The following is a 23,777-nucleotide window of genomic DNA, read 5'->3' as shown; positions in this document are numbered from 1 at the left end:
CTCCCCCCTTTTCGGTCATCACCTTAATGCTTTAACGAATCCATTTCATCTGTATTAACAGTTGCGCGGTTTCTATATAAAGCAATTAAAATCGCCAAACCAACCGCTGCTTCAGCTGCAGCAACGGACATTGTGAACAATGCAAAAATTTGTCCCTTTAAATTTGGAAACATCCCTAATTTACTAAAGGCAACTAAATTTAAGTTCGCCGCATTTAACATAAGTTCAATACAAACCAATACAATTACTGTATTACGCTTCGTTAATGCTCCAAATAAACCGATGCAAAACAGTATAATCGCAAGCGTCAGGTACGCAGAAGCTGGAATACTATTCATGCGAATCCTCCTTTTTCTCGCCCTTCTTCGCAAGTACAATTGCTCCCACAAGGGCAACAAGTAATACAACAGAGGTTAACTCGAAAGGTATTATATATTTCGAATACAACAATTCTCCGATCTGACGTGTATTTTGTTCATGAAGTAGTGAACCGCCTTGAACACGTCCACTCTCAAAATCGACGTTATTCACCGCAAAATACATTACCGCACCGAAGATTACTACAGCAAGAAAAACAATGAATTTACGAAAGCCAAAGCGCAATTCTTCTTGATCATTATGCTTCGTTAACATAATGCCAAAAATCATAATAATCGTAATCGCACCGGAATAAATCAAAATTTGGACAACCCCGACAAATTCTGCTGATAACATGAAATAAAGCCCGGCAATACTAAGGAATGTAAATACTAGAGCGAGCATCATATGCATCACTTTCGTTAAGTTCAGCATAAGTACACCGCCCATGATCGCAAGCAGGGCTAATGCTAAAAATGCTACTAACTCGCCGCTCATGCTTTATTCTCCCTTCTCACATGTTGATCATTTTCATCAAGCCACTGTAAGTTTTTAAATAAATCATCTCGCGAATATTCGGCCAACTCAAAGTTATTTGTCATCACGATGGCTTCTGTCGGGCAAACTTCCGTACAAAGATCGCAAAGAATACAAATTTCAAAATTAATATCATACGTATCAATGATTTTCCCTTTCTTCTCTGGATCTGGGTGCTTTTTCCCTGTTAGTTGAATGCAGTCTGTCGGACAAATATTTGCGCATTGATTGCACACGATACATTTTTCCGGATAAAACTTTTGAATACCGCGAAAGCGATCTGGGAGTGGTAGTGGCTGATTTGGATAGTCGTACGTTACTTTCTTCTTACTTAAATTGCTAAGTGTATACTTTAAACCTTTAAATAATCCCTTCATTGTACTCCTGCCCCCTTTTAGATTAGAAGAACAATTCTTTTATCAATGCTGCTAAGAAAATATTCGCAAGTGCTACCGGCAGTAATACTTTCCAGCCAAACTCCATTAATTGATCGCCTCGTATACGCGGGAACGTTACGCGGAACCAAATCAACAGAAAGACAACCGCACTAAATTTGAGCGCGAACCAAACAGCCCCTGGAATAAACGCTAGAAACGGAATTGGCTGCCAACCTCCTAAAAATAGCACTGTCATAAGCGATGCCATTCCGAAGAAATACACATACTCAGAAAGCATAAAGAACGCCCAGCGAAATCCCGAATACTCCGTGTGATATCCAGAGACGAGCTCCGATTCGGCTTCCGGTAAATCAAACGGCGTTCGGTTCAATTCAGCAACAGCCGCGATTAAAAAAACGATAAAACCAATTGGCTGCACGAAAATGTACCAAACCCCTTCTTGCGCCTCTACAATATCATTTAAATTTAAGCTGCCCGTTAGAAGGACAACCCCGATTACGCTCATCACAAGTGGAATTTCATAGGAGATCATTTGTGCTGCGGCGCGCATTCCGCCAAGTAATGAATATTTATTGTTAGACGCCCAGCCCCCAGTTACAACACCAATTGTCGTAATACCTGAGACTGCAATGTAATACAGTAAGCCAACGCCGATATCGGCAAACTGCAACTTATCTGTAAACGGAATGACCGCTAGTACCATGAATGCCGGCGCAAACGCAATGACCGGTGCTAATATGAAGAGCGGTTTATCGGCCAATTTCGGAATCGTATCTTCTTTTAACAAAAGTTTTAACACGTCTGCCACTGTTTGCAGGAGTCCAAAACGACCGCCCACTTGATTCGGCCCTATACGTCCCTGCATAAACCCCATTACTTTTCGTTCTGCTAAAATCCCATATGTAACAAAGCCAAGAACGACAAACAATAACAACGTTGCCAATCCGAAAAAGATAAGAAAATTCGTCCAGCTTGCGGGTGACTCCAAGAGGTTTTGTATCATCACCCATCAACCTCCCCAAGTACAATATCAATGCCGCCTAAAATTGTAATTAAGTTTGCGATATTCTCGCCTTTCAAGATATGCGGTAAGATTTGCAGATTATAAAAAGATGGGCGACGGAACTTTAAGCGATACGGTTCTTTCTTTCCCTCACTTGCAATGTAACAGCCAATCTCGCCGCGCGGTGACTCAATTCGCACGAATGCTTCACCTTTTGGTGGTTTAATAATCTTTGGCACCTTCGCTAAGATTGCTCCTTCCTTTGGAAACTGCTCTACCGCTTGTTCAATAATTTTCAGCGACTCTTCAATCTCCTCCATTCGGCAAACGTAACGATCCCAAGCATCACCCACTTTACCGACAGGAACATCAAACTCAAATCGGTCATAAATAGAGTACGGCTCATCTTTACGAAGATCCCATTTCACACCTGTGCAGCGCAGGTTTGCTCCGCTTAACGAATATTGCAGGGCGTCCTCTGCCGAGTAAGTACCGACTCCCTTTACTCGATTTAAGAAAATTTCATTGCCGCTCACAAGGTCGTGGTACCCCTCTAGCTGCTCTCTCATATAAGGAACAAATCCCTGCACTTTTTCAATCCAGCCGTCCGGCGCATCCCACTTCACCCCGCCAACACGCATATAATTAAACGTTAAACGCGCTCCGCATAATTCGTTCAGTAGGTTAATAATCATCTCGCGTTCGCGAAATGCATATAGAAATGGACTGACAGCTCCAATATCAAGCAAATTGGTTCCCCACCAAACAAGGTGACTCGCCACGCGCCCAAGCTCCATTGCAAGTATGCGCAAATATTCAGCACGCTCCGGTATTTCCAGCCCCATCATCGTCTCCACTGCGTGACAAATGACATAATTATTTGTCATTGCCGCTAAATAATCCATTCGGTCTGTGTATGGAATAATTTGCGTATACTGCAAACTTTCCGCAATTTTCTCTGTACCACGGTGCAAATAACCAATTACAGGCGTAGCTTCCTTAATGATTTCCCCATCAATTTTAATAACGAGCCGAAATACACCATGGGTACTCGGATGCTGCGGTCCTACATTTAAAAGCATTTCTTCTGTACGAATCATGTTTTACACCCCCGCATCAAAAGGCTCATAATCTTTTCGTAGTGGATGGCCGATCCAATCATCAGGCATCAAAATACGCCGTAAATTTGGATGTCCTTCAAACACAACGCCAAGCAAATCATATGCCTCGCGCTCCGGCCAATCAGCCCCGCTCCAAAGTGGTACAATTGAAGACACCTTTGGCTCGTCCCGGTCAAGCTTTACTTTCACCGCTACAGATCGCTTCTTACCGTATGAAAATAAATGCACATACACTTCCATATGCGTAGCAAAATCTGTTGCATGCAATTCTGACATATAACTAAATACCAATTCAGGATCTTTCTTTAAAAGCTCCATCACTTCATAGTAATGCGCTACTTTCACAACGAGCGTTGGGACATCCTTAGACAACCTATTAATATAGAAATCTTCCAGCACACCTTCGCCAAATTTCGCTATAACCGCCTGAACATAGGCATCTAAATACGGCTGATTTTGCGAAGGTTTTTCTACTTTTTCTTCTTCCTCTTTCTTTCCTCCAGCAGCGCGGGCCTTTGCTGCAGCTACTGCTTTCGCCTTTGCAACCGCAATTGCTTTTTCTTTCTCCGCATCTATGTTTCCGCCTTCAGATTGCTTCGCTAACGCGGCCGCCTTTGCTTTTGCTGCGGCCGCTGCTTTTGCCTTCGCGGCGGCGATTGCTTTCTCTTTCTCACTATCTTCCGAATCTGATTCTTTCTCTTTTTCTTTCTGCTTCGCTAGTGCGGCCGCCTTTGCTTTTGCTGCGGCCGCTGCTTTTGCCTTCGCAGCGGCAATTGCTTTTTCTTTCTCACTATCTTCTGGATCTGATTCTTTTTCCTTTTCCTTCTGCTTCGCTAGTGCGGCCGCCTTTGCTTTTGCTGCGGCCGCTGCTTTTGCCTTCGCGGCGGCGATTGCTTTTTCTTTCTCATTATCTTCTGGATCTGATTCTTTTTCCTTTTCCTTCTGCTTCGCTAGTGCGGCCACCTTTGCTTCTGCTATATCGATTTCACTTTCGACTGATAGCGCTTTCTCTTTTTCTTCTACATGATGAACTTCATTTTCCTGACGTGCCGCAAGCCTTTTTTTTGCTTCTTCCTTTGCACGTCTTGCCGCTTCTTTCTTCAGATCATCTATATTTTTATCTTGATCGCTCATTTATTCGTCACCTGCTTTCCTGTCTTTGCTTCGTAACGAATTTTTTCTTTTAATTTATTAATCCCGTAAATTAAAGCTGCTGGATTCGGCGGACAACCAGGAATGTATACATCCACCGGCACGATTTGATCCACTCCCTTTACAACAGCATATGAATTTACATACGGTCCACCCGCCGTTGCACACGATCCCATTGCAATGACCCACTTCGGTTCTGGCATTTGATCATATAAACGCCGAACAATAGGGGCCATTTTTTTCGTAACCGTTCCAGATACAATCATGACATCCGATTGACGCGGGGATGTACGAAAAAACGAGCCAAATCGATCTAAATCATAATGTGAAGAACCTACTCCCATCATCTCAATTGCACAGCATGCCAATCCAAATGTCATTGGCCATAATGAATTGCTGCGTGCCCAACCTTTTACTTGTTCAAGCGTCGTGAAAAATATATTTCTTTCTAACTCAGCGCGTTCCTGTGGATGAATATCTTCAAAATTTATAGCCATTGTAACACCTTCTTTTTCCAAGCATATGCAAGACCAATGAGTAGCATAATAACAAAAATGAGCATTTCCACTAATGCAAATAACCCCAGTTCGTCATACGCTACCGCCCACGGATATAAAAACACAGTTTCCACATCAAAAATGACAAAAAGCAATGCAAAAATATAATAGCGGGCATGGAAGCGGACGTTTGCATCATGAAACGGCTCAATTCCACTTTCATATGTTGTTTTCTTCGCTGCACTTGGTTTATGTGGACGTAGCAATTTCCCCAAGGTGAGTGCTACAACCGGTAACAATATACCTAATAGCAAAAAAATACTGACAATCATATAACTATTTTCATATACATTTACCATTGTGAAACTCTCTCCCCCCTCATAAAAACAAGTTCACTCAGTACACGTTATGATTCATTTGCATTATTTATTATTTTTTAATTTTTCTAAATAATGCAATTATAGATATTATAGCAAATTTCAAATTCTTATGTCGATACATTGAAAAAAAGAAAAACCAAGTAACCAGAGGAAGACTTTTCCTTATGTTACTTGGTGTACAGTAATTGTAACTAATTTCATTCTCATAAAGTGAAACTTTAATCAGTAGGGGGTTCTTCATCCCCCACTGATTAAAAGCCCTCACCCAGCGTTAACGGACCGATAATAAGCATCGCCACAATACTTACTGTAATAGAATCCTTTGCCTCTTTCCACCCCCAAAACATTGAAAAAGCACCTGTAGTTGCTAACTCTACAGCACCAATAAGAATTCCGATTAATAAAGTCGCTCCTACCGCTAATCCCCATCTTCCTCTTAATGCATCAAGTGCTTCTCTTTTTAATTCGCTGATCATATATAACCTCCTAATACTCTAAATGATACTATTATATATATGGAATTTATTTCACAATAACCCCAAATTTTGTTAAAGGTATCTCCCTTTTGATATATTTTGATAAATATGAGCTATTGTAAATAGCAAGTCATAACAAAATTCTAACCACGTTACTTTTTTCTCTTCCATTTTTAACACTCCTTTTCATACAAAACGTAATGGTAAACAAGTATAACATTTACATTTATCAGTTTAATTATAAACCGATTTTATCTAGGAAACTTATAACAACGTCACGTACCGACTATAAGCCTTGACATTCTATCAGTTTAGTCATAAATTCAATGTAAAAATGAAAGAATTAGGTGACATGATGAAAGAAAATGCAAGCAATCCTTCCTTATCTAAACAAGAGGAACGTCTCGGTTTAATGTTATGGTTCCGTCTCTCAAGAGTATATAACCAAAGTATTCGCGAATCGAATCAACACTTAAAAAAATGGAATCTATCGGTAGCCCAGTTTGACGTCTTAGTTCAAGTCGGTTCCCATGAAAAATTGTCTCAACAAGAATTAGCAGATAAGCTTTTTGTTACGAAAGGCAATATTACGCAACTGTTAAGCAAAATGGAAGGATTGGGATTCATTAAACGCGAGCAAGAATGGAAAACAAAATACCTTTCATTGACTGAAAAAGGAAAAAAATTATTTCATGAAGTGGTTCCAAGTCAAGAGCACTTTCAGGTAGCACAATTTTCTAAGTTGGATCATGAGGAAAAAAAACAACTTTTAGATTTACTTAGGAAAGTTCAAAAATAACCATTATTTACGGGAGGGAGATTCTATGGATGATGAATGCAAACGTTATACAGGGAAAGATATCGATATGTTTTTTAACACCGAAATATGTGCACATGCAGCAAAATGACTCAAATATCCATAACATAGTTATAAAGGTCCGATTTCCCTACACTTTGGAACAATCGGGCTTTTTTTATTGTGTGAGCAAATATATTTTGAGTATACTATTCCCTTAAAAAAAATGACATACTATAACATGACATCTAACTTCATAGGGGACTTATTATGGTAAAAAATGGACAAACCCATTTATTTTTTCTTATATATTCTTTATTGATTTATATTGCATTTCATTATATGGCTTTGCAAATATGGGATGCATACTCATTCCCATTTCAATTACAAACAAGTATCGTAACTTTCATTCTTAATGTGATTATATGTTGCTCGTTATTGTATTCTACTTCTCGTAAAGAAGGGCATGCTTATACGTTTTGGATGCTCTTAACAATCGGCTCATTCTTTTATTTTATCGGCGACACAATTGTTATGTATCAACACTTCATTTCGCATAGTTACAAAGCACTTATAGATTACTCGGATCTATTCTATTTGTTATTTGTACTTTTCTATACGCTAGCTTTTTTCTATAAAAATATGTATGAGTGCACAAATTGGGAAAAAATCTTTATGTTATGTGATGTTTGTATCATCGTTACAGCAGCATTTACCTTACATTGCTATCTATTCTTTAAAAATACTGTACATCCAGATGCGCTCGCTAACATTCACAAATTTATATTACTTGTATATCCAATTACAGATCTACTATTTTTAGTCATGGGCATTAGCTTATTATTTCGTCCCTTATCATTTGTTTCTCGAGTAGTTATTGCTTTATTAAGCGGTTCACTCATTTTATATGCACTGCTTGATTCCATGTATGGATATATTAAATATTTTGCAACCAATCATTCTTTATTCACAATAACACCTTTCTTCCAAATTGTATTAGGGCTAGTCGCAATCGCTTGTCTGCTTCATACACACGAAGAAAACAAATCTGAACAAATATTTTTCAATCCCGAAATAGGCGAGAAGGTTCGATTATCACTTCCTTATTTAGCAGTTGCGTCATTAATTCTATTTACCTTACATGAAGAAAACTTTTCTCCCATTTTAGAAAAAGGCGTGTTTATAACATTTTTCTTCGTACTTATTCGCCATATGTTAGTACGGCATCAAAATAAAAAACTATTGCAAAAGCAACAGCTGTTTAATCTAGAGTTAGAAAAACAAATTGAACTACGGACAGAGGACTTAGTCAAACAAACAAATGAATTATATAAAAGCCAACAAATGTTTAAATCACTATATGAGCATCATCCAGATCCTATTTTCACATTAGATTTACATGGGAATTTTTTAAATGTAAATAATGCAGGGATTATATTACTTGGCTATCAAACAGATGCACTTTTACATGAATCCTATCGCTCTCTCGTATATGAGGAAGATTTAGAAAAAGCCATAAATGCTTTTCGTTATGTGAAAGAGGGACACTCTACAACTTTAGAAATAAGAGCGTATCATCAGAACCGAGATATTTATTATTTACATGTAACCGTAGTACCCATCATACCGCAAGCACGCATCACAGGTATTTACTTAATGGTGAAAGACATTACAGAAGGAAAACGACAGCAAGAGCAAATTAACTTCTTAGCGTATCATGATACATTGACACAGCTTGTTAATCGTCGTGCATTTGAAAAACAACTTAATCATGCGATTCTTCACGCTAAGAAAGAAAACATAACACTCGCTATTATGTTTCTCGATTTAGATCGCTTCAAAATTATTAATGATACACTTGGGCATAAAACTGGAGATTTCCTCTTAATTGAAGTTGCAAAACGCTTGCAACATGCGGTTGGACAAAACGGAATGGTTGCCCGGTTCGCGGGCGATGAATTTACCATTTTAATCGAAAAATACGAAACCCTTTCAGAAATTAAAAGTATCGCAAATGCTATCTTACAAATCATGAACGCACCAATTGAATTAGAAAATCATACGTTACAAATTACACCGAGCATTGGGATTGCCACATATCCAGACGCCGGTGAAGACGCGATGTCACTCCTACAACATGCTGATATGGCAATGTACGAAACGAAAAATAAAGGAAAAAACGGTTTTTCAATTTATACAAAAGCCCGACTGTGAATATATGCAAAGTTATTACTTTAGTAAACCGTTAAACAGTAAAGATTTTCTTCATTTTTTACGGGCAATTTATCTCCTGTCTAGTTTCTTAAGAAAAGCGGAAGTGGCTCGCCGCCGAACATTCTAGCCACTAGAGCTGGACAATGCTTTGGCGGGAGTATTACTGCCCACGAATAGCGGGATAAAACATGACCGCTACTTGCTTTCTCTCTTTGTTTTAAACTTTGCACGTGGTAGGAAAAGGCCCTAATCCCTTCTATGCACGGCTAGATGCTCTCGTCCCCACTAAAAAAGGGTTTTTTGTCATTTTTTCAATTTGTATTTATATATAAATGAGAAAAAGCCGCAAAGGTTTATCCCTTTACAGCTTTTTCTTTACTTCATATTTGAAACGTCCAAACGGTTAATCGCACGTTTAAGTGCCATTTCTGCACGTTTGAAGTCAACATGTGCTTGTTTATCTTGCATACGTTGCTCAGCGCGGCGCTTCGCTTCGTTTGCGCGATGAACGTCGATATGATTTGCTGTTTCAGCAGATGGTGCTAATACTGTTACTTTCTCAGGGCGAACTTCAATAAAGCCACCGCTAACTGCTACGTAATCTGTATGTCCACCATTTTTTAAGCGAATTGCACTAATTTTAAGTGGTGCAACAGTCGGAATGTGACCTGCTAAGATCCCCATTTCCCCGCTCTCTGCTCTTACGCTTACCATTTCAACTTCGTTTTCATAAACCGGTCCATCAGGAGTTACAATACTGACTGGAAATGTCTTCATAATTCGTCCCTCCTAAGGCCTTATGCCATCATTTTCTTCGCGTTTTCAACAACTTCTTCAATACCACCAACAAGACGGAATGCGTCTTCTGGAAGGTCATCATGTTTTCCTTCTAGAATTTCTTTGAATCCACGAACTGTTTCTTTTACAGGTACGTAAGATCCTTTTTGACCTGTAAACTGTTCTGCTACGTGGAAGTTCTGTGATAAGAAGAACTGAACGCGACGAGCGCGATGTACAACTAATTTATCTTCTTCAGATAACTCATCCATACCTAAGATAGCAATGATATCTTGAAGCTCTTTGTAACGTTGCAGTGTTTGTTGAATTTGACGAGCAACTGCATAATGCTCTTCTCCTACGATTTCTGGAGATAGTGCACGAGATGTAGATGCTAATGGATCTACCGCTGGGTAAATACCCATTTGTGTTAAACGACGCTCTAAGTTTGTTGTTGCATCTAAGTGAGCGAACGTTGTTGCTGGTGCTGGGTCAGTGTAGTCATCGGCTGGTACATATACCGCTTGGATAGACGTGATAGACCCTTTATTCGTTGATGTAATACGCTCTTGTAATTGACCCATTTCTGTTGCAAGTGTTGGTTGGTAACCTACCGCAGATGGCATACGACCAAGTAGGGCAGATACTTCAGAACCAGCTTGCGTGAAACGGAAGATATTATCGATGAACAGAAGTACGTCTTGTCCTTGCTCATCACGGAAATGTTCAGCCATTGTTAAACCTGTTAACGCAACACGTTGACGTGCCCCAGGCGGCTCGTTCATTTGTCCGAATACCATCGCTGTTTTCTTGATTACGCCGGAATCACTCATTTCGTGGTATAAGTCGTTACCTTCACGAGTACGCTCACCTACACCAGCGAATACAGAGATACCACCGTGCTCTTGTGCAATGTTGTTAATTAATTCTTGGATTAATACCGTTTTACCTACACCGGCACCACCGAATAGACCAATTTTACCACCTTTAATATAAGGAGCTAATAAGTCTACTACTTTAATACCAGTTTCAAGAATTTCTACTTTTGTAGATAACTCTTCGAATGCAGGTGCTTGACGGTGAATTGGATCACGGCGTACATCCGCTGCCACTGCTTCACCTAAGTCAATTGCATCACCTAATACGTTAAATACACGACCAAGTGTTGCATCACCAACTGGAACAGAAATTGGTTTACCAGTATCTTCTACTTCTGTACCACGAACAAGTCCGTCTGTAGAAGACATTGCTACTGTACGAACTGTATTATCACCAAGATGAAGCGCAACTTCTAAAGTTAAGTCCATTGCTTCTTCTTTGATTCTAAGGGCATTGTAGATTTCAGGTAGCTTTCCGCCGTCAAACTTAACGTCTACAACCGGACCCATGATTTGCGTAACGCGCCCTTTATTCATCGGGTTCCCTCCTAGCTTTCTTTAAATTAACCGGCTTTTCTACGAACAGTCGGTTTTGCATTTTTTATATTTCATTTCGCATAAGGATTATCGCTTCTGCTTTTTACTTAATCCAGCTCCAGCGTCTAGAGTACTCGGTGGCTTCGCTTCTTCCTACGAGGCAAAGAACGCCTCTACGTCTGAAGCTCCATCCCCCTCCCATTCTGAGCGAGCCGCTTCCGCTTTTTATTACTATTCTAACGCAGCTGCACCGCCAACGATTTCCGTAATTTCTTGCGTAATCGCTGCTTGACGAGCGCGGTTGAAAGAAAGTGTAAGTGTATCGATAACTTCCATTGCGTTGTCTGTAGCACTTTTCATTGCTGTCATACGCGCTGCGTGTTCACTTGCTTTACCATCTAGTAATGCACCGTAAACTAAGCTTTCTGCGTATTGTGGCAATAATACTTTTAAAATATCTTCTTCAGATGGTTCAAATTCATATGAAGTTGTTGCTTTGTCAGATGCCACATCCGTAAGCGGTAAAATTTTCTTCTCCGTTACTTCTTGTGAGATCTTACTTACATAATGATTGTAGTAAATATACAATTCATCATAAGCGCCATCTGTAAACATAGAAATTGCTCTTGAAGCAATGTCTTTAATATCAGCGAATACTGGTTGATCTGATAATCCAAGTACTTCATCAATGATATTAAAACCACGACGTTTTAAGTAATCACGTCCTAGACGTCCAAGTACAATAATTGCGTATTGATTTGCATCCATGTTATGACGCTCTTTCACTACGTTGCTTACTGCACGTAAAACGTTACTGTTATATCCACCTGCTAGTCCGCGATCCGATGTAATAACGATGTATCCTGTTCGCTTCACAGGACGCGCTGTTAACATTGGGTGATTTACCCCGCTACCTTGCGCTATGCTCGCTACTACTTCTTGAATCTTATCCATATACGGAACGAAAGATTTAGCATTTTGTTCTGCACGGCTTAACTTCGATGCAGATACCATCTCCATCGCTTTCGTAATTTGACTCGTTTTCTTTGTCGAGTTAATTTTCGCTTTTATATCGCGTAAAGATGCCACAGGTTTTCACCACCTTTTTTCCGGAAGTTGGCATGATTAGAAAGAGTTCCACTTCGTCAATCTTTCTAATCGTTATACTTGTTCATGATTGAAGGAAAAGAATAGGTGCACCTACTCTTTTCCTCTTCATATCCGTTAGCACTCTATGTAAGAGTCCTGCTTATATAAAAGTGGAGCGGCCAAACAAGCCGCTTCCGCTTTTTATTATTACTCAGAAGCCACAAAAACTTTTTTGAAGCCGTTAATAGCTGCTGCCATTTTGTCGTCTTCAGCAAGTTTTGTTGTTGTACGAATTTCAGTTAATAGTTCAGCAGCATTTGTATCTAACCAAGCATGGAACTCGTCTTCGAAACGAGTGATATCTACTACTGGGATATCATCTAAGAATCCGCGTGTTAATGCGTAAAGAATCATAACTTGCTTCTCTACTTTTAATGGCTTATGTAAGCCTTGTTTTAATACTTCTACTGTACGTGCACCACGGCTTAATTTCGCTTGTGTTGCTTTATCAAGGTCAGAACCGAACGCAGCGAACGCTTCTAATTCACGATAAGATGCAAGGTCAAGACGAAGTGTACCAGATACTTTGCTCATCGCTTTGATCTGAGCCGCACCACCAACACGAGATACAGAAGTACCTGCGTCGATCGCTGGACGTACACCAGAGAAGAATAGATCAGATTGTAAGAAGATCTGTCCATCTGTAATAGAGATTACGTTTGTTGGGATGTAAGCTGATACGTCCCCTGCTTGTGTTTCGATGAAAGGTAATGCTGTTAAAGAACCAGCGCCTTTTGCATCACTTAATTTCGCCGCACGCTCTAGTAAGCGAGAGTGTAAGTAGAATACATCCCCTGGATACGCTTCACGACCTGGAGGACGACGTAATAGTAATGACAGCTCACGGTATGCAGCTGCTTGTTTTGATAAGTCATCATATACAACTAATACGTGTTTGCCGTTGTACATGAACTCTTCACCCATTGTTACACCAGCATATGGAGCTAAGTATAATAATGGAGCAGGTTGAGAAGCAGATGCAGTTACAACGATTGTGTACTCTAATGCACCGTGCTTACGTAACGTTTCAACTACGTTACGAACTGTAGATTCTTTTTGTCCGATTGCTACATAGATACAAACCATATCTTGATCTTTTTGGTTCAAGATTGTATCAAGTGCAACAGCTGTTTTACCAGTTTGGCGGTCACCGATAATTAACTCACGTTGTCCGCGTCCAATTGGTACAAGAGCGTCAATCGCTTTAATACCAGTTTGAAGTGGCTCATGAACAGATTTACGATCCATTACGCCTGGTGCTGGGTTTTCGATTGGACGAGTTTTTGTTGTGTTAATTGGACCTAAACCGTCTACTGGTTGACCTAGTGGGTTTACAACACGACCGATTAATTCTTCCCCTACTGGTACTTGCATGATGCGACCTGTACGACGTACTTCGTCACCTTCACGAATTTCAGTATAAGGTCCTAAAATAATGATACCTACGTTATTTTCCTCTAAGTTTTGTGCTAGTCCCATAACGCCGTTAGCGAACTCAACAAGCTCACCAGCCATAACGTTATCCAGACCATGAGCACGTGCAATACCGTCACCAACTTGAATAACTGTACCAACATCGCTAACTTCGATCTCAGACTGATAGTTTTCAATTTGTTGCTTAATCAGTGCGCTAATTTCTTCAGCTCTGATGCTCATGCGCTTCACCCCTATCTATTCTTCATAAGTTCACGCTGAATACGTGCTAACTTTCCTTGTAAACTGCCGTCGTAAATGCGGTTTCCAATGCGTACTTTAATACCGCCTAGTAAATCTTCATCTACAACATTTTGAACGCGAATTGCATCTTTTCCTGTTTTCTTTGCAAATGCCTCTGCAACGCTAAGCTTCTCATCTTCTGTTAGAGAACGAGTAGAGTAAACCGTTGCATCCGCTACGTTACGCTCTTCATTGGCAAGTGCAACGTACACATCTACAATTTCAGGTAATAATGTTTCGCGATGATTATCGATTAAAATATATAACGTGCTTAAAATCGGCTGAGAAACAGTAGAAAACACGTTAGAAAGAAATTGTTTTTTCTTTTCAACTGAAATGCTTGGTTGTCCTAAAAATGTATGTAGTTCTTTACTACTTACAAAAACACTTTGCACAAGGCGTAGTTCTTCCTCAAACATTTCTAGTACGTGTTTTTCTTTTGCGATTTGAAAAAGAGCGACGGCATAACGTTTAGCTACAATCTCATTGCTCATCGCGCTTCTCCTACCTCTTTAATATAATCGCGAATTAATTGAACTTGGTCTTCTTCTTTCAGTTCTTTTTGCATAACTTTAGAAGCAATTTGGACAGATAAAGAAGCAACCTGTTCTTGAAGAGCAGCAATTGCTTGCTCTTTTTCGCGTTGAATTTCTTGTACAGCAGATTCTTTAATAGATACTGCTTCTTCTTTTGCAGCAGCAACGATACTTTCTTTTTGATCCTCTGCTTGCTTTTTCGCTCTCTCGATTAATTCTTGCGCTTCAATACGTGATTGTTTTAACATGTCACGTTGTTCTTCTACTAACTTTCTCGCCTCTGCATTGTTCTTTTCTGCAGCGTCGATTTCGCTAGAAATATGATCTTCACGTTCCTTCATAATTCCCATTAAAGGTCCAAATGCATATTTACGAAGTAATGCTAATAGAATTAGGAAAACGACAATTGTATAAATCACTGTTCCGTATGGGACAGCAGCAGCTCCTAATAATAGAGTTGGCACAAGGATTCACTCCCTTCAAAAATCTAAATTAAACAAATGAAAAGACAAGTAATGTTTCATTCATAAAGCAATGGCGAAGAAGGTCCCAAAACGATCTTCGCCACTTATTGTAAGGGGAGCTATCCCTTATTTGTTTAATACGATAAACGCGATTACTACACCGATGATTGGAAGCGCCTCAACTAACGCTACCCCGATGAACATGATTGTTTGAAGTACACCACGTAATTCTGGTTGACGAGCAACACCCTCAACTGTGCGAGATACGATAAGACCATTACCAATACCAGCACCTAATGCAGATAAACCAATTGCAATTGCAGCTGCGATTACACCTAAACTCATTTTAAAAGTCCTCCTTTTTATCAATAAAAAATAAATTTTGTACTTACTTTAAATATATTAATGGTCATGGCTTACTTTATGAGCCATGTACACCATCGTTAACATTGTAAAGATAAATGCTTGGATAGCACCTACGAAGATACTGAAGCCCATCCATGCTAACATCGGCAGAACAGCACCTAATGCGCCAAACGTTCCGCTTGCTCCTAACTGAGCAAGTAACGTTAATAAAATTTCACCTGCATAAATGTTACCAAATAAACGCAGACCTAACGTCAATGTATTCGCAAATTCCTCAATTACCTTTAATGGGAATAAGAATTTCATTGGTTGAATATAGCCTTTTAAATATTCTTTCGTACCCTTCATTTTAACTCCATAATAATGGGTGAGGGCAACTACCATCACGGCTAAAGTTAGAGTAACTGCTGGGTCAGACGTTGGAGATCTCCACCATGCAATATGCTCTCCACCTTCAGCTGTCGCAATCATGAACGGCAAACCGAGCATGTTTGCTACAAAGATGTACATAATGAGTGTAACTCCAAGCGTTAAAAAGCGTCCACCTGTTTGCCAATCCATCGTACTATTAATCATACCTTTTACGAAGTCCACAACCCATTCAAAGAAATTTTGCATTCCTGTTGGACGTAGAGCTAAGCGACGGGTACACATAATAGCAATGATAAATACGATTACTGCCGCAACAGTCGTCATCATAACAGAGGACAAGTCGAACGTTAAACCTAGAAATTCAACTAATTTACCGTGTTCCACTAGTAATTCACCTCTCTTCCCTGCTCTTATACTGTAGATAAAGAAAATCTATGATCATGACAAGATATCCTGTCAGCAATCCTAATGCTAAGCTCCACATCGCCATTAAATGTTGATATTTTGCTGCAAATAAAATTAATAGCCCTATCGCGGCTAATCTCGAATATGTACTCACTGCAGTCGCTTTATACTTCACTGTCTCACCTTGTGTAACGCGATCTAACAGTTTGTCCGTCTTGTGTGCAACGATGCGCAAACTAAGAAAACCGAAAATCGTTCCGATAATCAGTCCTAGAAAGACATCTTTGTATGAGGTAAAGCCCCATCCTAATACAAAGAGTGCGAGAAGGTTGTACATATATTTCTTTTGTCTTTGGACAAGTTCATGTACTTCTATCATCATTGCTCTCCCGAATAAAATTGTCGAATGAGTCGAATCATCGCATAAACCCCTGTTCCAAGTCCTAATAATAAACCGATTACTAGAAATAATGGAAACGTTCCAAGCTTACTATCAATCCATTGCCCGCCAAAAATTCCAACTAAAATCGCACCAACGAGCTGAGAAAGAATTCCGGTCATTAAAGCATATGCCTTAAATGGACTACGCTTGTTTTCCCCCAAGGATTCATCCCTCCATATGTAACGCCTCATTCACTATGTGTTTAAGAATGTGTTAATAATAACTCATTTTTTTGCATAAATCCTATTTAAATGAGAAAATTATTTTTTTTGTCAAAGAATAGACGAAAATTTGTCAATGAAAACCCTACCATCTATCCCCGTTGTTAGCATACAATAGGGTATTAAACAGTGTCAACGTCAAATCGAAAAAAATCAAAAAATTTGAGTATTAGGTATTTATTCCCATAACTGAAAACGTTCTCCTTCAAAAAAATGTTAAAAGTCGTCTAACTTCTAGACCTTTTCTCATTATAATAGAAGAAAAAAGTTCACAACTTTGTCACTATTATGTTTTCTTGATATATAAATTTTCACATTTAACATACCTTTCTCAAATATGATGTTTCTATATTATATGCGATTTCACCAATTTTTATGTTGTATAAAAAAACAGACGAGAAGGATGCCCTCTCGTCTGTTGTCTTACTTCGTTCCAAATAAACGGTCGCCAGCATCTCCAAGACCTGGTACAACATATCCATGATCGTTTAATTTTTCATCTAATGCAGCCACATAAATATCTACATCAGGATGGTCTTCTTGAATCACTTTTACGCCTTCTGGAGCACCAACGATACACATTAATTTAATATGTTTCGCACCGCGCTTCTTTAATGACGTAATGGCTTCTGATGCAGAACCGCCCGTCGCTAACATTGGATCAAGTACAATAAAGTCACGTTCTTCTACATCAGTTGGAAGCTTCACATAATATTCTACAGGTTGTAATGTTTCTGGATCACGGTATAAACCGATATGACCTACTTTCGCTGCTGGAATTAATTTCAAAATTCCATCTACCATTCCTAAGCCCGCGCGTAAAATCGGAATTAAACCAAGCTTCTTACCTGCAATCACTTTTGTTTTCGCTTTACTTACAGGTGTTTCAATTTCAATCTCTTCAAGAGGAAGATCGCGTGTAATTTCAAACGCCATCAAACTTGCTACTTCATCTACTAGTTCACGAAATTCTTTCGTACCTGTATTCTTATCGCGAATATATGTAATCTTATGTTGAATTAAAGGGTGATCAAAAACATACAGTTTTCCCATGTGAATCGCTCCTTCGGATGATATTGATGCGTGAGAGCACCTGTTTTTACACTATGTACGATTGTAAAGAAAACGCTTCTAATATTCAAGGGCAAATTTGGTAAAATTTCAAACACTTCTTCCTTTTACAAGAATAGCTTTACCAATTATAGAGACGGCATCCCTCATTATATATTTAGAATGTCTTCAAGATTTGTATACATAGGTTACCTTGAATGTTCTTCTCTTCATATATAAAGTTTTATGAAATACTGTTTTTTAGTTTCTTACTATTAATTATGTTATTTCAATAGAACATAATTAATATAAGAAAAAAATGAACCTTTCATTTAATAAACTCCTTCAAAACTATGTCTTTGCAATTCATTTCAGGAAGCACTTCATCTAAATCCGTTATTTCGAAAGGAAGAAATCCCCCTTTTACCTTACGTTTTCCGAAATGCTCCACCTGTTTTGGATTACACAATAGCTTCTTGATATATTACATCCACTTACTGATATCATATTTGTTTCCATTTAATATCAAAAGAATAATTGTCTTAAAAAAAGCTGTTGAAACAATACGTTTCAACAGCTTTTTTTATTATAGCTCTTTATACATTGGGAATTTATCAGTTAAGGTATTTACACGAATACGCGCTTCTTCTAATGCTGCTTCATTATCATAATTTTTTAATGTGTAAGCAATAATTGATGCGATTTCATCCATTTCAGCAAACCCAAAACCTCTTGATGTTACAGCTGCAGTTCCAATACGAACGCCACTTGTTACAAATGGGCTAGCTGGATCAAATGGAATTGTATTTTTGTTTACTGTGATACCAACTTCATCTAATACATGCTCTGCAACTTTTCCGGTAACATCCAAATTGCGAACATCGATTAAAATTAGGTGGTTGTCCGTTCCACCAGAAACAAGAGTAATCCCTTCTTTTTGCAGACCTTCAGCTAAACGATTTGCATTGTTAATAATATTTTGTGCATATGCTTTAAAGTCATCTTGTAATGCTTCTCCAAATGCAACTGCCTTTGCCGCGATTACATGCATAAGCGGTCCGCCTTGAATACCAGGGAAGATGGATTTATCAATTTGCTTTGCAAATTGTTCTTTACATAAAATCATACCGCCGCGCGGTCCGCGTAATGTTTTATGAGTTGTTGTTGTTACGAAATCAGCGTATGGTACTGGGTTTGGGTGTAAGCCTGCTGCTACAAGTCCTGCGATATGTGCCATATCTACCATTAAATATGCGCCAACCTCATCAGCGATTTCACGGAATTTCTTAAAATCAATCACACGAGGATATGCACTAGCACCGGCAACAATTAATTTTGGTTTATGCTCTTTCGCTTTTTCTAATACGTCTTCATAATTGATGTGATGTGTATCAGGATCTACACCGTATTCAATGAAGTTGTATTGCACACCGCTAAAGTTAACAGGACTTCCGTGTGTTAAGTGACCGCCGTGAGATAAGTTCATACCAAGCACAGTGTCACCTTGCTCTAGAATTGTGAAGTATACAGCCATATTTGCCTGTGCACCAGAGTGTGGTTGAACGTTTACGTGCTCTGCGCCAAAAATTTCTTTTGCGCGATCACGTGCGATATCTTCCACGATATCTACATGTTCACAACCACCGTAATAACGTTTTCCAGGATATCCTTCTGCATACTTGTTCGTTAATACAGAACCTTGCGCTTCCATTACCGCTTCGCTTACGAAGTTTTCAGATGCAATAAGCTCAATTTTTGAACGCTGTCTTCCTAATTCTAATTCAATCGCAGCAAACACCTTTTCATCTTGACGTTTTAAATGCTCCACCAAAATCCCCCTTTTCTGAACGAACTACACCTATTTCCGATATTTTCCCTTCATTTCCTAAGAAAAAACGAAAGTTCTAGCTGTAATCCTATTAAATCTTCACATTTTCAACTACATTCTAACACGACTCCACACATGATAAAAGAAAAAAAGACCAAATTCGGTCTTTTTTTCTTACTTAACTACAAGTAAACGTTTCCTCTTTTATTGCATATACTGCACGTGCTCCGCCAATTAACTTCGGACGCGTTTTTGCCATGGTTACATGAGCATGCCCAATCTCTTTCACTCGCGTACGGACCGGAACAGCTACATGTTTTAAATGCATACCGATAAATGTATCTCCAATATCAATACCTGCATCCGCTTTTACAAACTCTACGATAACGGGGTCTTTCATATTATGATATGCATATGTTGCAAGAGCCCCACCCGCTGATCTGACAGGCGTAACAGTTACAATCTCAAACTGATGCTTTTCTGCGACTTCTCTTTCTACCACTAAAGCACGGTTTAAATGTTCGCAGCACTGAAATGCTAGAGTAATGCCATAATGCTCTTGAAAATGTGTTAACTCAGAAAAAATCGCCTCTGCAACTTCCATCGTTCCGGATGTTCCAATTCTTTCACCAAGCACTTCACTTGTACTACATCCCACAACAAAAAGGTTCCCATTCCGCAGCGTGGCTTGCTCTTGAAATTCAAAAAGCGCTGTTTGCAACTGCTCTTTTAATTGTGATATTTCACTCATTACGCTCTTCCTTTCGCAGGTAGGTTCAACAAATTATATTATCTCTTACTAGAAGTTAGACTACAATTACTTCGCTTCGTACGCTTTAATTTTCCCTACACGATTTTCGTGACGGCCGCCTTCATAATCCGTTGTTAACCAAATTTTTGCGATATCGCGTGCTAATCCAGCTCCAATTACACGCTCACCCATTGCTAACATGTTTGTATCATTATGTTCTCTCGTTGCTTTTGCACTAAATGTATCATGTACTAATGCGCAGCGAATACCGTGTACTTTATTTGCTGCAATTGACATACCGATGCCTGTTCCACAAATTAAAATACCGCGATCCACTTCACCGTTTGCAACCATTTCTGCTGCTGGGAATGCAAAATCTGGATAATCTACAGAACCCGCTTCGCACTCACAACCTAAATCAATATATTCAATGTTCAATTCCTCTAATAGACTTACGATTTCTTTACGAATATTCAATCCGCCATGATCAGATGCTACAACTACTTTCATTCTAAACCCCTCCAAATATAAAATGAAACTTCTATTAGTAGAAATCTCTTCTTTCCATTAAATCAGCATAATCTCCAATATCGTATTATACACGAAACATCAGCTTTCTGAGTGTTTTTTCACTAAAGTTTGCATAAGTTGTTCTATTTCTTCCAGTGTTGCTCGATAGGTAGCAAGCGAACCGCCAAAAGGATCAGAAATGTCCTTATTTGTACCTTCTACAAATTCATATAATGTATGCACTTTTTCGCTTATTTCCGGATAGTGTGTTAATAAAAGTTGACGATGTCCCGCTGTCATCGTCAATACAACATCCGACCACTCCAGCAACCCTTCTGTCACTTGCTTTGAAGAATGCACAACCCGGATACCTTTTTCATCCAGTGCACTTTTGGCATGAGAAGATGCATCGCTGCCAACCGCCGCAAATACACCAGCAGATTGCACATCAAACTGTCCATTACCATGATGACGTAATAGCGCCTCTGCCATTGGACTGCGGCACGTATTACCTGTACAAACGAATAATACTCGCTTCACCAAACACCACTCCTTATGATGAATATCTATTTTCATCATAACTCACAATGGTAGCGAAAAAAAGAAATGTATATATAAGTTAAAAAATTGACATAAAAAAGAAACCCATTTCAATTATGAAATGGATTCCCTACTCATCAAATGATTATTTCATTGTTACTTTCATTACTCCAGTTGAACCTTTTGTAGCTGTTACACCTACAGTTGTTTCAATAGATTCGGTTGCATCTGTGTTTGTAATAACGATCGGTGTAATTGTACTTTTCGCTTTTGCACGGATTAGTTCTAAATCGAAAGAGATTAATTTATCGCCAGCTTTAACAACTTGTCCTTCCGATACGTGTGTTTCGAAGCCTTCGCCTTCCATTTTTACAGTCTCTAATCCAACGTGGATTAAGATTTCTGCGCCGTTTTTCGATTTAATCCCTACAGCATGTTTTGTATGGAATAATTGGACAACCTCGCCATCTACCGGAGATACTACTACACCTTCAGTTGGCTCGATGGCAACACCGTCTCCCATCATACGACCAGCGAATACTGGATCTGGTACTTCTTCAATATTTTTCACTTCTCCAGTTAATGGAGATACAATTGTTTCTGCATTTGTTTTAGAACCAAAACCAAATAATTTTTTAAACATAGGGTAATCCTCCTTATCATTCACCGCTTTAGGGATATAAAAACGTTTCCATAAAGTGAAACTTCCATTAGTGATGCTTTTCTCACTGATGGTTAGTTGAAATTGTTAACCAGACCCTTATTGTATCTTCTTGGAAAATTCTAGTCAATTCAGACTGTCTGAATTCAATTGAAAATGAAGCGAATTCCTTTCAATTTTACCCACAAATTGTCTAAACTCCTTAACAACATCATTATCTTTTCATTTATTGTTTGTAAAATTAATTTTTGTTTTTTTGATAATCCACTTGACTAAAGTAAGTAACTATTTTATTATTACTTACATAAGGTAAGTAAATAAACTTTTTGGAGGTTTTATAAAATGATGAACATTGGTCTTCTTATTATTCGTCTTATTATCGGTATTACTTTCATGGGACATGGCGCTCAAAAGTTATTTGGCTGGTTCGGGGGGTACGGTTTAAAAGGAACTGGCGGCTGGATGGAATCAATCGGCTTACGACCAGGCGTATTGATGGCATTTATGGCCGGAGCAACTGAATTACTAGGCGGTTTCTTATTTGCTGCTGGTATTTTCACTTGGATAGGCGCTCTATTTATTGTTGGTACAATGTTAGTATCGATCATCACAGTTCACGGTAAAAACGGCTACTGGGTTACACAAAACGGTTTCGAATATAACCTTGTTTTAATCGCGGTTGCCGTTGGCGTAGCACTTATTGGTCCTGGTGCTTACACTTTAATTTAACTAAACATCTTGAATTCAAGATGTTTTCAATCCCTCACAATTGTGGGGGATTTTTTTATCCCCTTTACAAAAATATATTTTTTCAGCAGGAGTTTCCCCCTTTTATCTTGTAAACAAACAAAGAAGTGTTACACATGTTAAGAGGGGAGATTACATATATGCTATCGATTAATCCAAATGAACAAACTGAGAAAGACAATTACAAATTACTAACGGGGAGTATTATTCCGCGCCCAGTCGCATTCGTCACAACTGTTACAAATGAAGGAGTACTAAACGGCGCCCCATTTAGCTACTTTAATATCGTTGCGGCGAATCCGCCTCTAATCTCCGTTTCTGTACAACGAAAAGAGGGCAAACCAAAAGATACAGCACGAAATGCAATGGAAAAAGAAGAATTTGTCGTTCACATTTCTGATGAATCTTATGCAGAAGCCATTAACGAAACCGCAGCCAATCTTCCTCCGAATGAAAGCGAAATTGAACTTGCCAAACTAACACCAATTGATAGCGATATCATTTCTGTACCAGGGGTAAAGGAAGCAAGCATTCGTATGGAATGTGTATTGGAGCGCGCTATTCAATTAGGTGGAACAGAAAATTCCCCAGCATGCGATCTATTAATCGGTCGCATCGTACGATTCCATATCGCTGAGCACTTATATGAAAACGGACGCATTCATGCTGAAGAACTAAAACCAATCAGCCGATTAGCTGGACATAACTACGCAAAACTTGGGGAGCAGTTTGAGCTTGTAAGGCCATAATTAAAAGCGGAGGCGACTGCTTAGCCCCGTCGGCTAAGGTTCTTTCGCACAAAAGGTGCTCTTTACCTTTTGGTGCGGAAGGCTCTTAGACAGAAGGGGCTAGGAGCCGGAGCTAGATATATTAAAAGCGGAGGCGGCTTGCTCAGA

At 39.1% G+C, this 23,777-nt stretch carries 29 protein-coding genes and 1 pseudogene; 4 read left to right on the top strand and 26 right to left on the bottom strand.

Going from position 1 to position 23,777, the window contains the following annotated elements; all coding sequences use genetic code 11:
• Positions 1-23: 23 nt before the first annotated feature.
• The 9 genes and pseudogenes from nuoK to AB1280_RS18915 all read right to left on the bottom strand — a co-directional run.
• Positions 24-338 carry an NADH-quinone oxidoreductase subunit NuoK gene (gene nuoK, locus AB1280_RS18955; protein ID WP_272189860.1) on the bottom strand — a complete coding sequence of 105 codons (315 nt, stop codon included), beginning with the start codon at positions 336-338 and terminating at the stop codon, positions 24-26.
• Positions 331-855, bottom strand: a complete 525-nt coding sequence (locus AB1280_RS18950; protein WP_272189861.1) for an NADH-quinone oxidoreductase subunit J — start codon at positions 853-855, stop codon at positions 331-333. The genes nuoK and AB1280_RS18950 overlap by 8 nt, the downstream gene beginning before the upstream one ends.
• Positions 852-1,271 carry an NADH-quinone oxidoreductase subunit NuoI gene (gene nuoI, locus AB1280_RS18945; RefSeq protein ID WP_020061451.1) on the bottom strand — a complete coding sequence of 140 codons (420 nt, stop codon included), beginning with the start codon at positions 1,269-1,271 and terminating at the stop codon, positions 852-854. The genes AB1280_RS18950 and nuoI overlap by 4 nt, the downstream gene beginning before the upstream one ends.
• Before the next feature lie 22 nt (positions 1,272-1,293).
• Positions 1,294-2,295: an NADH-quinone oxidoreductase subunit NuoH gene (gene nuoH / locus AB1280_RS18940; RefSeq protein WP_272189927.1), complete on the bottom strand. Its 1,002-nt coding sequence runs from the start codon at positions 2,293-2,295 to the stop codon at positions 1,294-1,296.
• On the bottom strand, positions 2,295-3,395 hold the full coding sequence (locus tag AB1280_RS18935) for an NADH-quinone oxidoreductase subunit D (protein ID WP_272189863.1): 1,101 nt from the start codon (positions 3,393-3,395) through the stop codon (positions 2,295-2,297). Before AB1280_RS18935 ends, nuoH begins: the two co-directional genes overlap by 1 nt.
• A 3-nt stretch (positions 3,396-3,398) precedes the next feature.
• A complete protein-coding gene (locus AB1280_RS18930) occupies positions 3,399-4,550 on the bottom strand; it encodes an NADH-quinone oxidoreductase subunit C (RefSeq protein WP_429756646.1) in 1,152 nt (383 codons plus the stop codon).
• Positions 4,547-5,065, bottom strand: a complete 519-nt coding sequence (nuoB, locus tag AB1280_RS18925; protein WP_020061447.1) for an NADH-quinone oxidoreductase subunit NuoB — start codon at positions 5,063-5,065, stop codon at positions 4,547-4,549. Before nuoB ends, AB1280_RS18930 begins: the two co-directional genes overlap by 4 nt.
• A complete protein-coding gene (locus AB1280_RS18920; RefSeq protein WP_272189865.1) occupies positions 5,056-5,424 on the bottom strand; it encodes an NADH-quinone oxidoreductase subunit A in 369 nt (122 codons plus the stop codon). Before AB1280_RS18920 ends, nuoB begins: the two co-directional genes overlap by 10 nt.
• Positions 5,425-5,708: 284 nt before the next feature.
• Positions 5,709-5,921: pseudogene (locus AB1280_RS18915) on the bottom strand (DUF975 family protein); the annotation flags it as partial.
• 355 nt (positions 5,922-6,276) lie between these two features.
• On the opposite strand from AB1280_RS18915, the gene AB1280_RS18910 reads away from it, so the two are divergent.
• The gene (locus AB1280_RS18910; protein ID WP_429756645.1) at positions 6,277-6,720 is read left to right on the top strand and encodes a MarR family winged helix-turn-helix transcriptional regulator; all 444 of its coding nucleotides are present in this window, start codon (positions 6,277-6,279) and stop codon (positions 6,718-6,720) included.
• Positions 6,721-6,987: 267 nt separating this feature from the next.
• Positions 6,988-8,931 carry a diguanylate cyclase domain-containing protein gene (locus AB1280_RS18905; RefSeq protein ID WP_429756644.1) on the top strand — a complete coding sequence of 648 codons (1,944 nt, stop codon included), beginning with the start codon at positions 6,988-6,990 and terminating at the stop codon, positions 8,929-8,931.
• Positions 8,932-9,306: 375 nt separating this feature from the next.
• On the opposite strand, the gene AB1280_RS18900 is transcribed toward AB1280_RS18905, so the two are convergent.
• From AB1280_RS18900 to AB1280_RS18820, 17 genes are all read right to left on the bottom strand, one after another.
• Positions 9,307-9,708, bottom strand: coding sequence for a F0F1 ATP synthase subunit epsilon (locus AB1280_RS18900; RefSeq protein WP_090917905.1), 402 nt, complete (start codon positions 9,706-9,708; stop codon positions 9,307-9,309).
• Between the two features lie 20 nt (positions 9,709-9,728).
• The gene (gene atpD / locus AB1280_RS18895) at positions 9,729-11,123 is read right to left on the bottom strand and encodes a F0F1 ATP synthase subunit beta (protein WP_272189868.1); all 1,395 of its coding nucleotides are present in this window, start codon (positions 11,121-11,123) and stop codon (positions 9,729-9,731) included.
• A 231-nt stretch (positions 11,124-11,354) separates the two neighbouring features.
• Positions 11,355-12,212: an ATP synthase F1 subunit gamma gene (gene atpG / locus AB1280_RS18890; RefSeq protein ID WP_272189869.1), complete on the bottom strand. Its 858-nt coding sequence runs from the start codon at positions 12,210-12,212 to the stop codon at positions 11,355-11,357.
• A 207-nt stretch (positions 12,213-12,419) separates the two neighbouring features.
• Positions 12,420-13,928 carry a F0F1 ATP synthase subunit alpha gene (gene atpA, locus AB1280_RS18885; RefSeq protein WP_272189870.1) on the bottom strand — a complete coding sequence of 503 codons (1,509 nt, stop codon included), beginning with the start codon at positions 13,926-13,928 and terminating at the stop codon, positions 12,420-12,422.
• Positions 13,929-13,939: 11 nt separating this feature from the next.
• On the bottom strand, positions 13,940-14,482 hold the full coding sequence (locus AB1280_RS18880) for a F0F1 ATP synthase subunit delta (RefSeq protein WP_272189871.1): 543 nt from the start codon (positions 14,480-14,482) through the stop codon (positions 13,940-13,942).
• A complete protein-coding gene (atpF, locus tag AB1280_RS18875) occupies positions 14,479-14,988 on the bottom strand; it encodes a F0F1 ATP synthase subunit B (protein ID WP_272189872.1) in 510 nt (169 codons plus the stop codon). Before atpF ends, AB1280_RS18880 begins: the two co-directional genes overlap by 4 nt.
• Before the next feature lie 126 nt (positions 14,989-15,114).
• The gene (atpE, locus tag AB1280_RS18870; RefSeq protein WP_020061436.1) at positions 15,115-15,333 is read right to left on the bottom strand and encodes a F0F1 ATP synthase subunit C; all 219 of its coding nucleotides are present in this window, start codon (positions 15,331-15,333) and stop codon (positions 15,115-15,117) included.
• A 57-nt stretch (positions 15,334-15,390) separates the two neighbouring features.
• Positions 15,391-16,110 (bottom strand): F0F1 ATP synthase subunit A, encoded by a 720-nt coding sequence (atpB, locus tag AB1280_RS18865; RefSeq protein WP_272189874.1) that lies wholly within the window; start codon positions 16,108-16,110, stop codon positions 15,391-15,393.
• A 7-nt stretch (positions 16,111-16,117) separates the two neighbouring features.
• Positions 16,118-16,510 (bottom strand): ATP synthase subunit I, encoded by a 393-nt coding sequence (locus AB1280_RS18860; RefSeq protein WP_020061434.1) that lies wholly within the window; start codon positions 16,508-16,510, stop codon positions 16,118-16,120.
• Positions 16,510-16,734, bottom strand: coding sequence for an AtpZ/AtpI family protein (locus AB1280_RS18855; protein ID WP_272189876.1), 225 nt, complete (start codon positions 16,732-16,734; stop codon positions 16,510-16,512). Before AB1280_RS18855 ends, AB1280_RS18860 begins: the two co-directional genes overlap by 1 nt.
• 41 nt (positions 16,735-16,775) lie before the next feature.
• Complete coding sequence (locus AB1280_RS18850; protein WP_368087050.1) at positions 16,776-16,820, bottom strand: DUF4024 domain-containing protein; 45 nt, start codon at positions 16,818-16,820, stop codon at positions 16,776-16,778.
• Positions 16,821-17,217: 397 nt separating this feature from the next.
• Positions 17,218-17,847, bottom strand: coding sequence for a uracil phosphoribosyltransferase (upp, locus tag AB1280_RS18845; protein WP_020061432.1), 630 nt, complete (start codon positions 17,845-17,847; stop codon positions 17,218-17,220).
• A 583-nt stretch (positions 17,848-18,430) separates the two neighbouring features.
• Positions 18,431-19,672 carry a serine hydroxymethyltransferase gene (glyA, locus tag AB1280_RS18840; RefSeq protein ID WP_429756643.1) on the bottom strand — a complete coding sequence of 414 codons (1,242 nt, stop codon included), beginning with the start codon at positions 19,670-19,672 and terminating at the stop codon, positions 18,431-18,433.
• 178 nt (positions 19,673-19,850) lie between these two features.
• Positions 19,851-20,423 carry a TIGR01440 family protein gene (locus AB1280_RS18835; RefSeq protein ID WP_272189878.1) on the bottom strand — a complete coding sequence of 191 codons (573 nt, stop codon included), beginning with the start codon at positions 20,421-20,423 and terminating at the stop codon, positions 19,851-19,853.
• 66 nt (positions 20,424-20,489) lie between these two features.
• Positions 20,490-20,933, bottom strand: a complete 444-nt coding sequence (gene rpiB, locus AB1280_RS18830) for a ribose 5-phosphate isomerase B (protein WP_098917345.1) — start codon at positions 20,931-20,933, stop codon at positions 20,490-20,492.
• A 99-nt stretch (positions 20,934-21,032) separates the two neighbouring features.
• Positions 21,033-21,473: a low molecular weight protein arginine phosphatase gene (locus AB1280_RS18825; RefSeq protein ID WP_429756642.1), complete on the bottom strand. Its 441-nt coding sequence runs from the start codon at positions 21,471-21,473 to the stop codon at positions 21,033-21,035.
• A gap of 145 nt (positions 21,474-21,618) precedes the next feature.
• A complete protein-coding gene (locus tag AB1280_RS18820) occupies positions 21,619-22,116 on the bottom strand; it encodes a PTS sugar transporter subunit IIA (RefSeq protein ID WP_272189880.1) in 498 nt (165 codons plus the stop codon).
• 360 nt (positions 22,117-22,476) lie between these two features.
• On the opposite strand from AB1280_RS18820, the gene AB1280_RS18815 reads away from it, so the two are divergent.
• Positions 22,477-22,863 carry a DoxX family protein gene (locus AB1280_RS18815; RefSeq protein ID WP_272189881.1) on the top strand — a complete coding sequence of 129 codons (387 nt, stop codon included), beginning with the start codon at positions 22,477-22,479 and terminating at the stop codon, positions 22,861-22,863.
• Between the two features lie 158 nt (positions 22,864-23,021).
• Positions 23,022-23,630 carry a flavin reductase family protein gene (locus tag AB1280_RS18810; RefSeq protein ID WP_272189883.1) on the top strand — a complete coding sequence of 203 codons (609 nt, stop codon included), beginning with the start codon at positions 23,022-23,024 and terminating at the stop codon, positions 23,628-23,630.
• Positions 23,631-23,777 lie beyond the last annotated feature (147 nt).

The organism is Bacillus sp. S10(2024) (assembly GCF_050473865.1).
Taxonomy (GTDB): domain Bacteria; phylum Bacillota; class Bacilli; order Bacillales; family Bacillaceae_G; genus Bacillus_A.
Note: the sequence above shows the minus strand (reverse complement) of the source record. Positions and strands in the feature narration are given on the sequence as shown.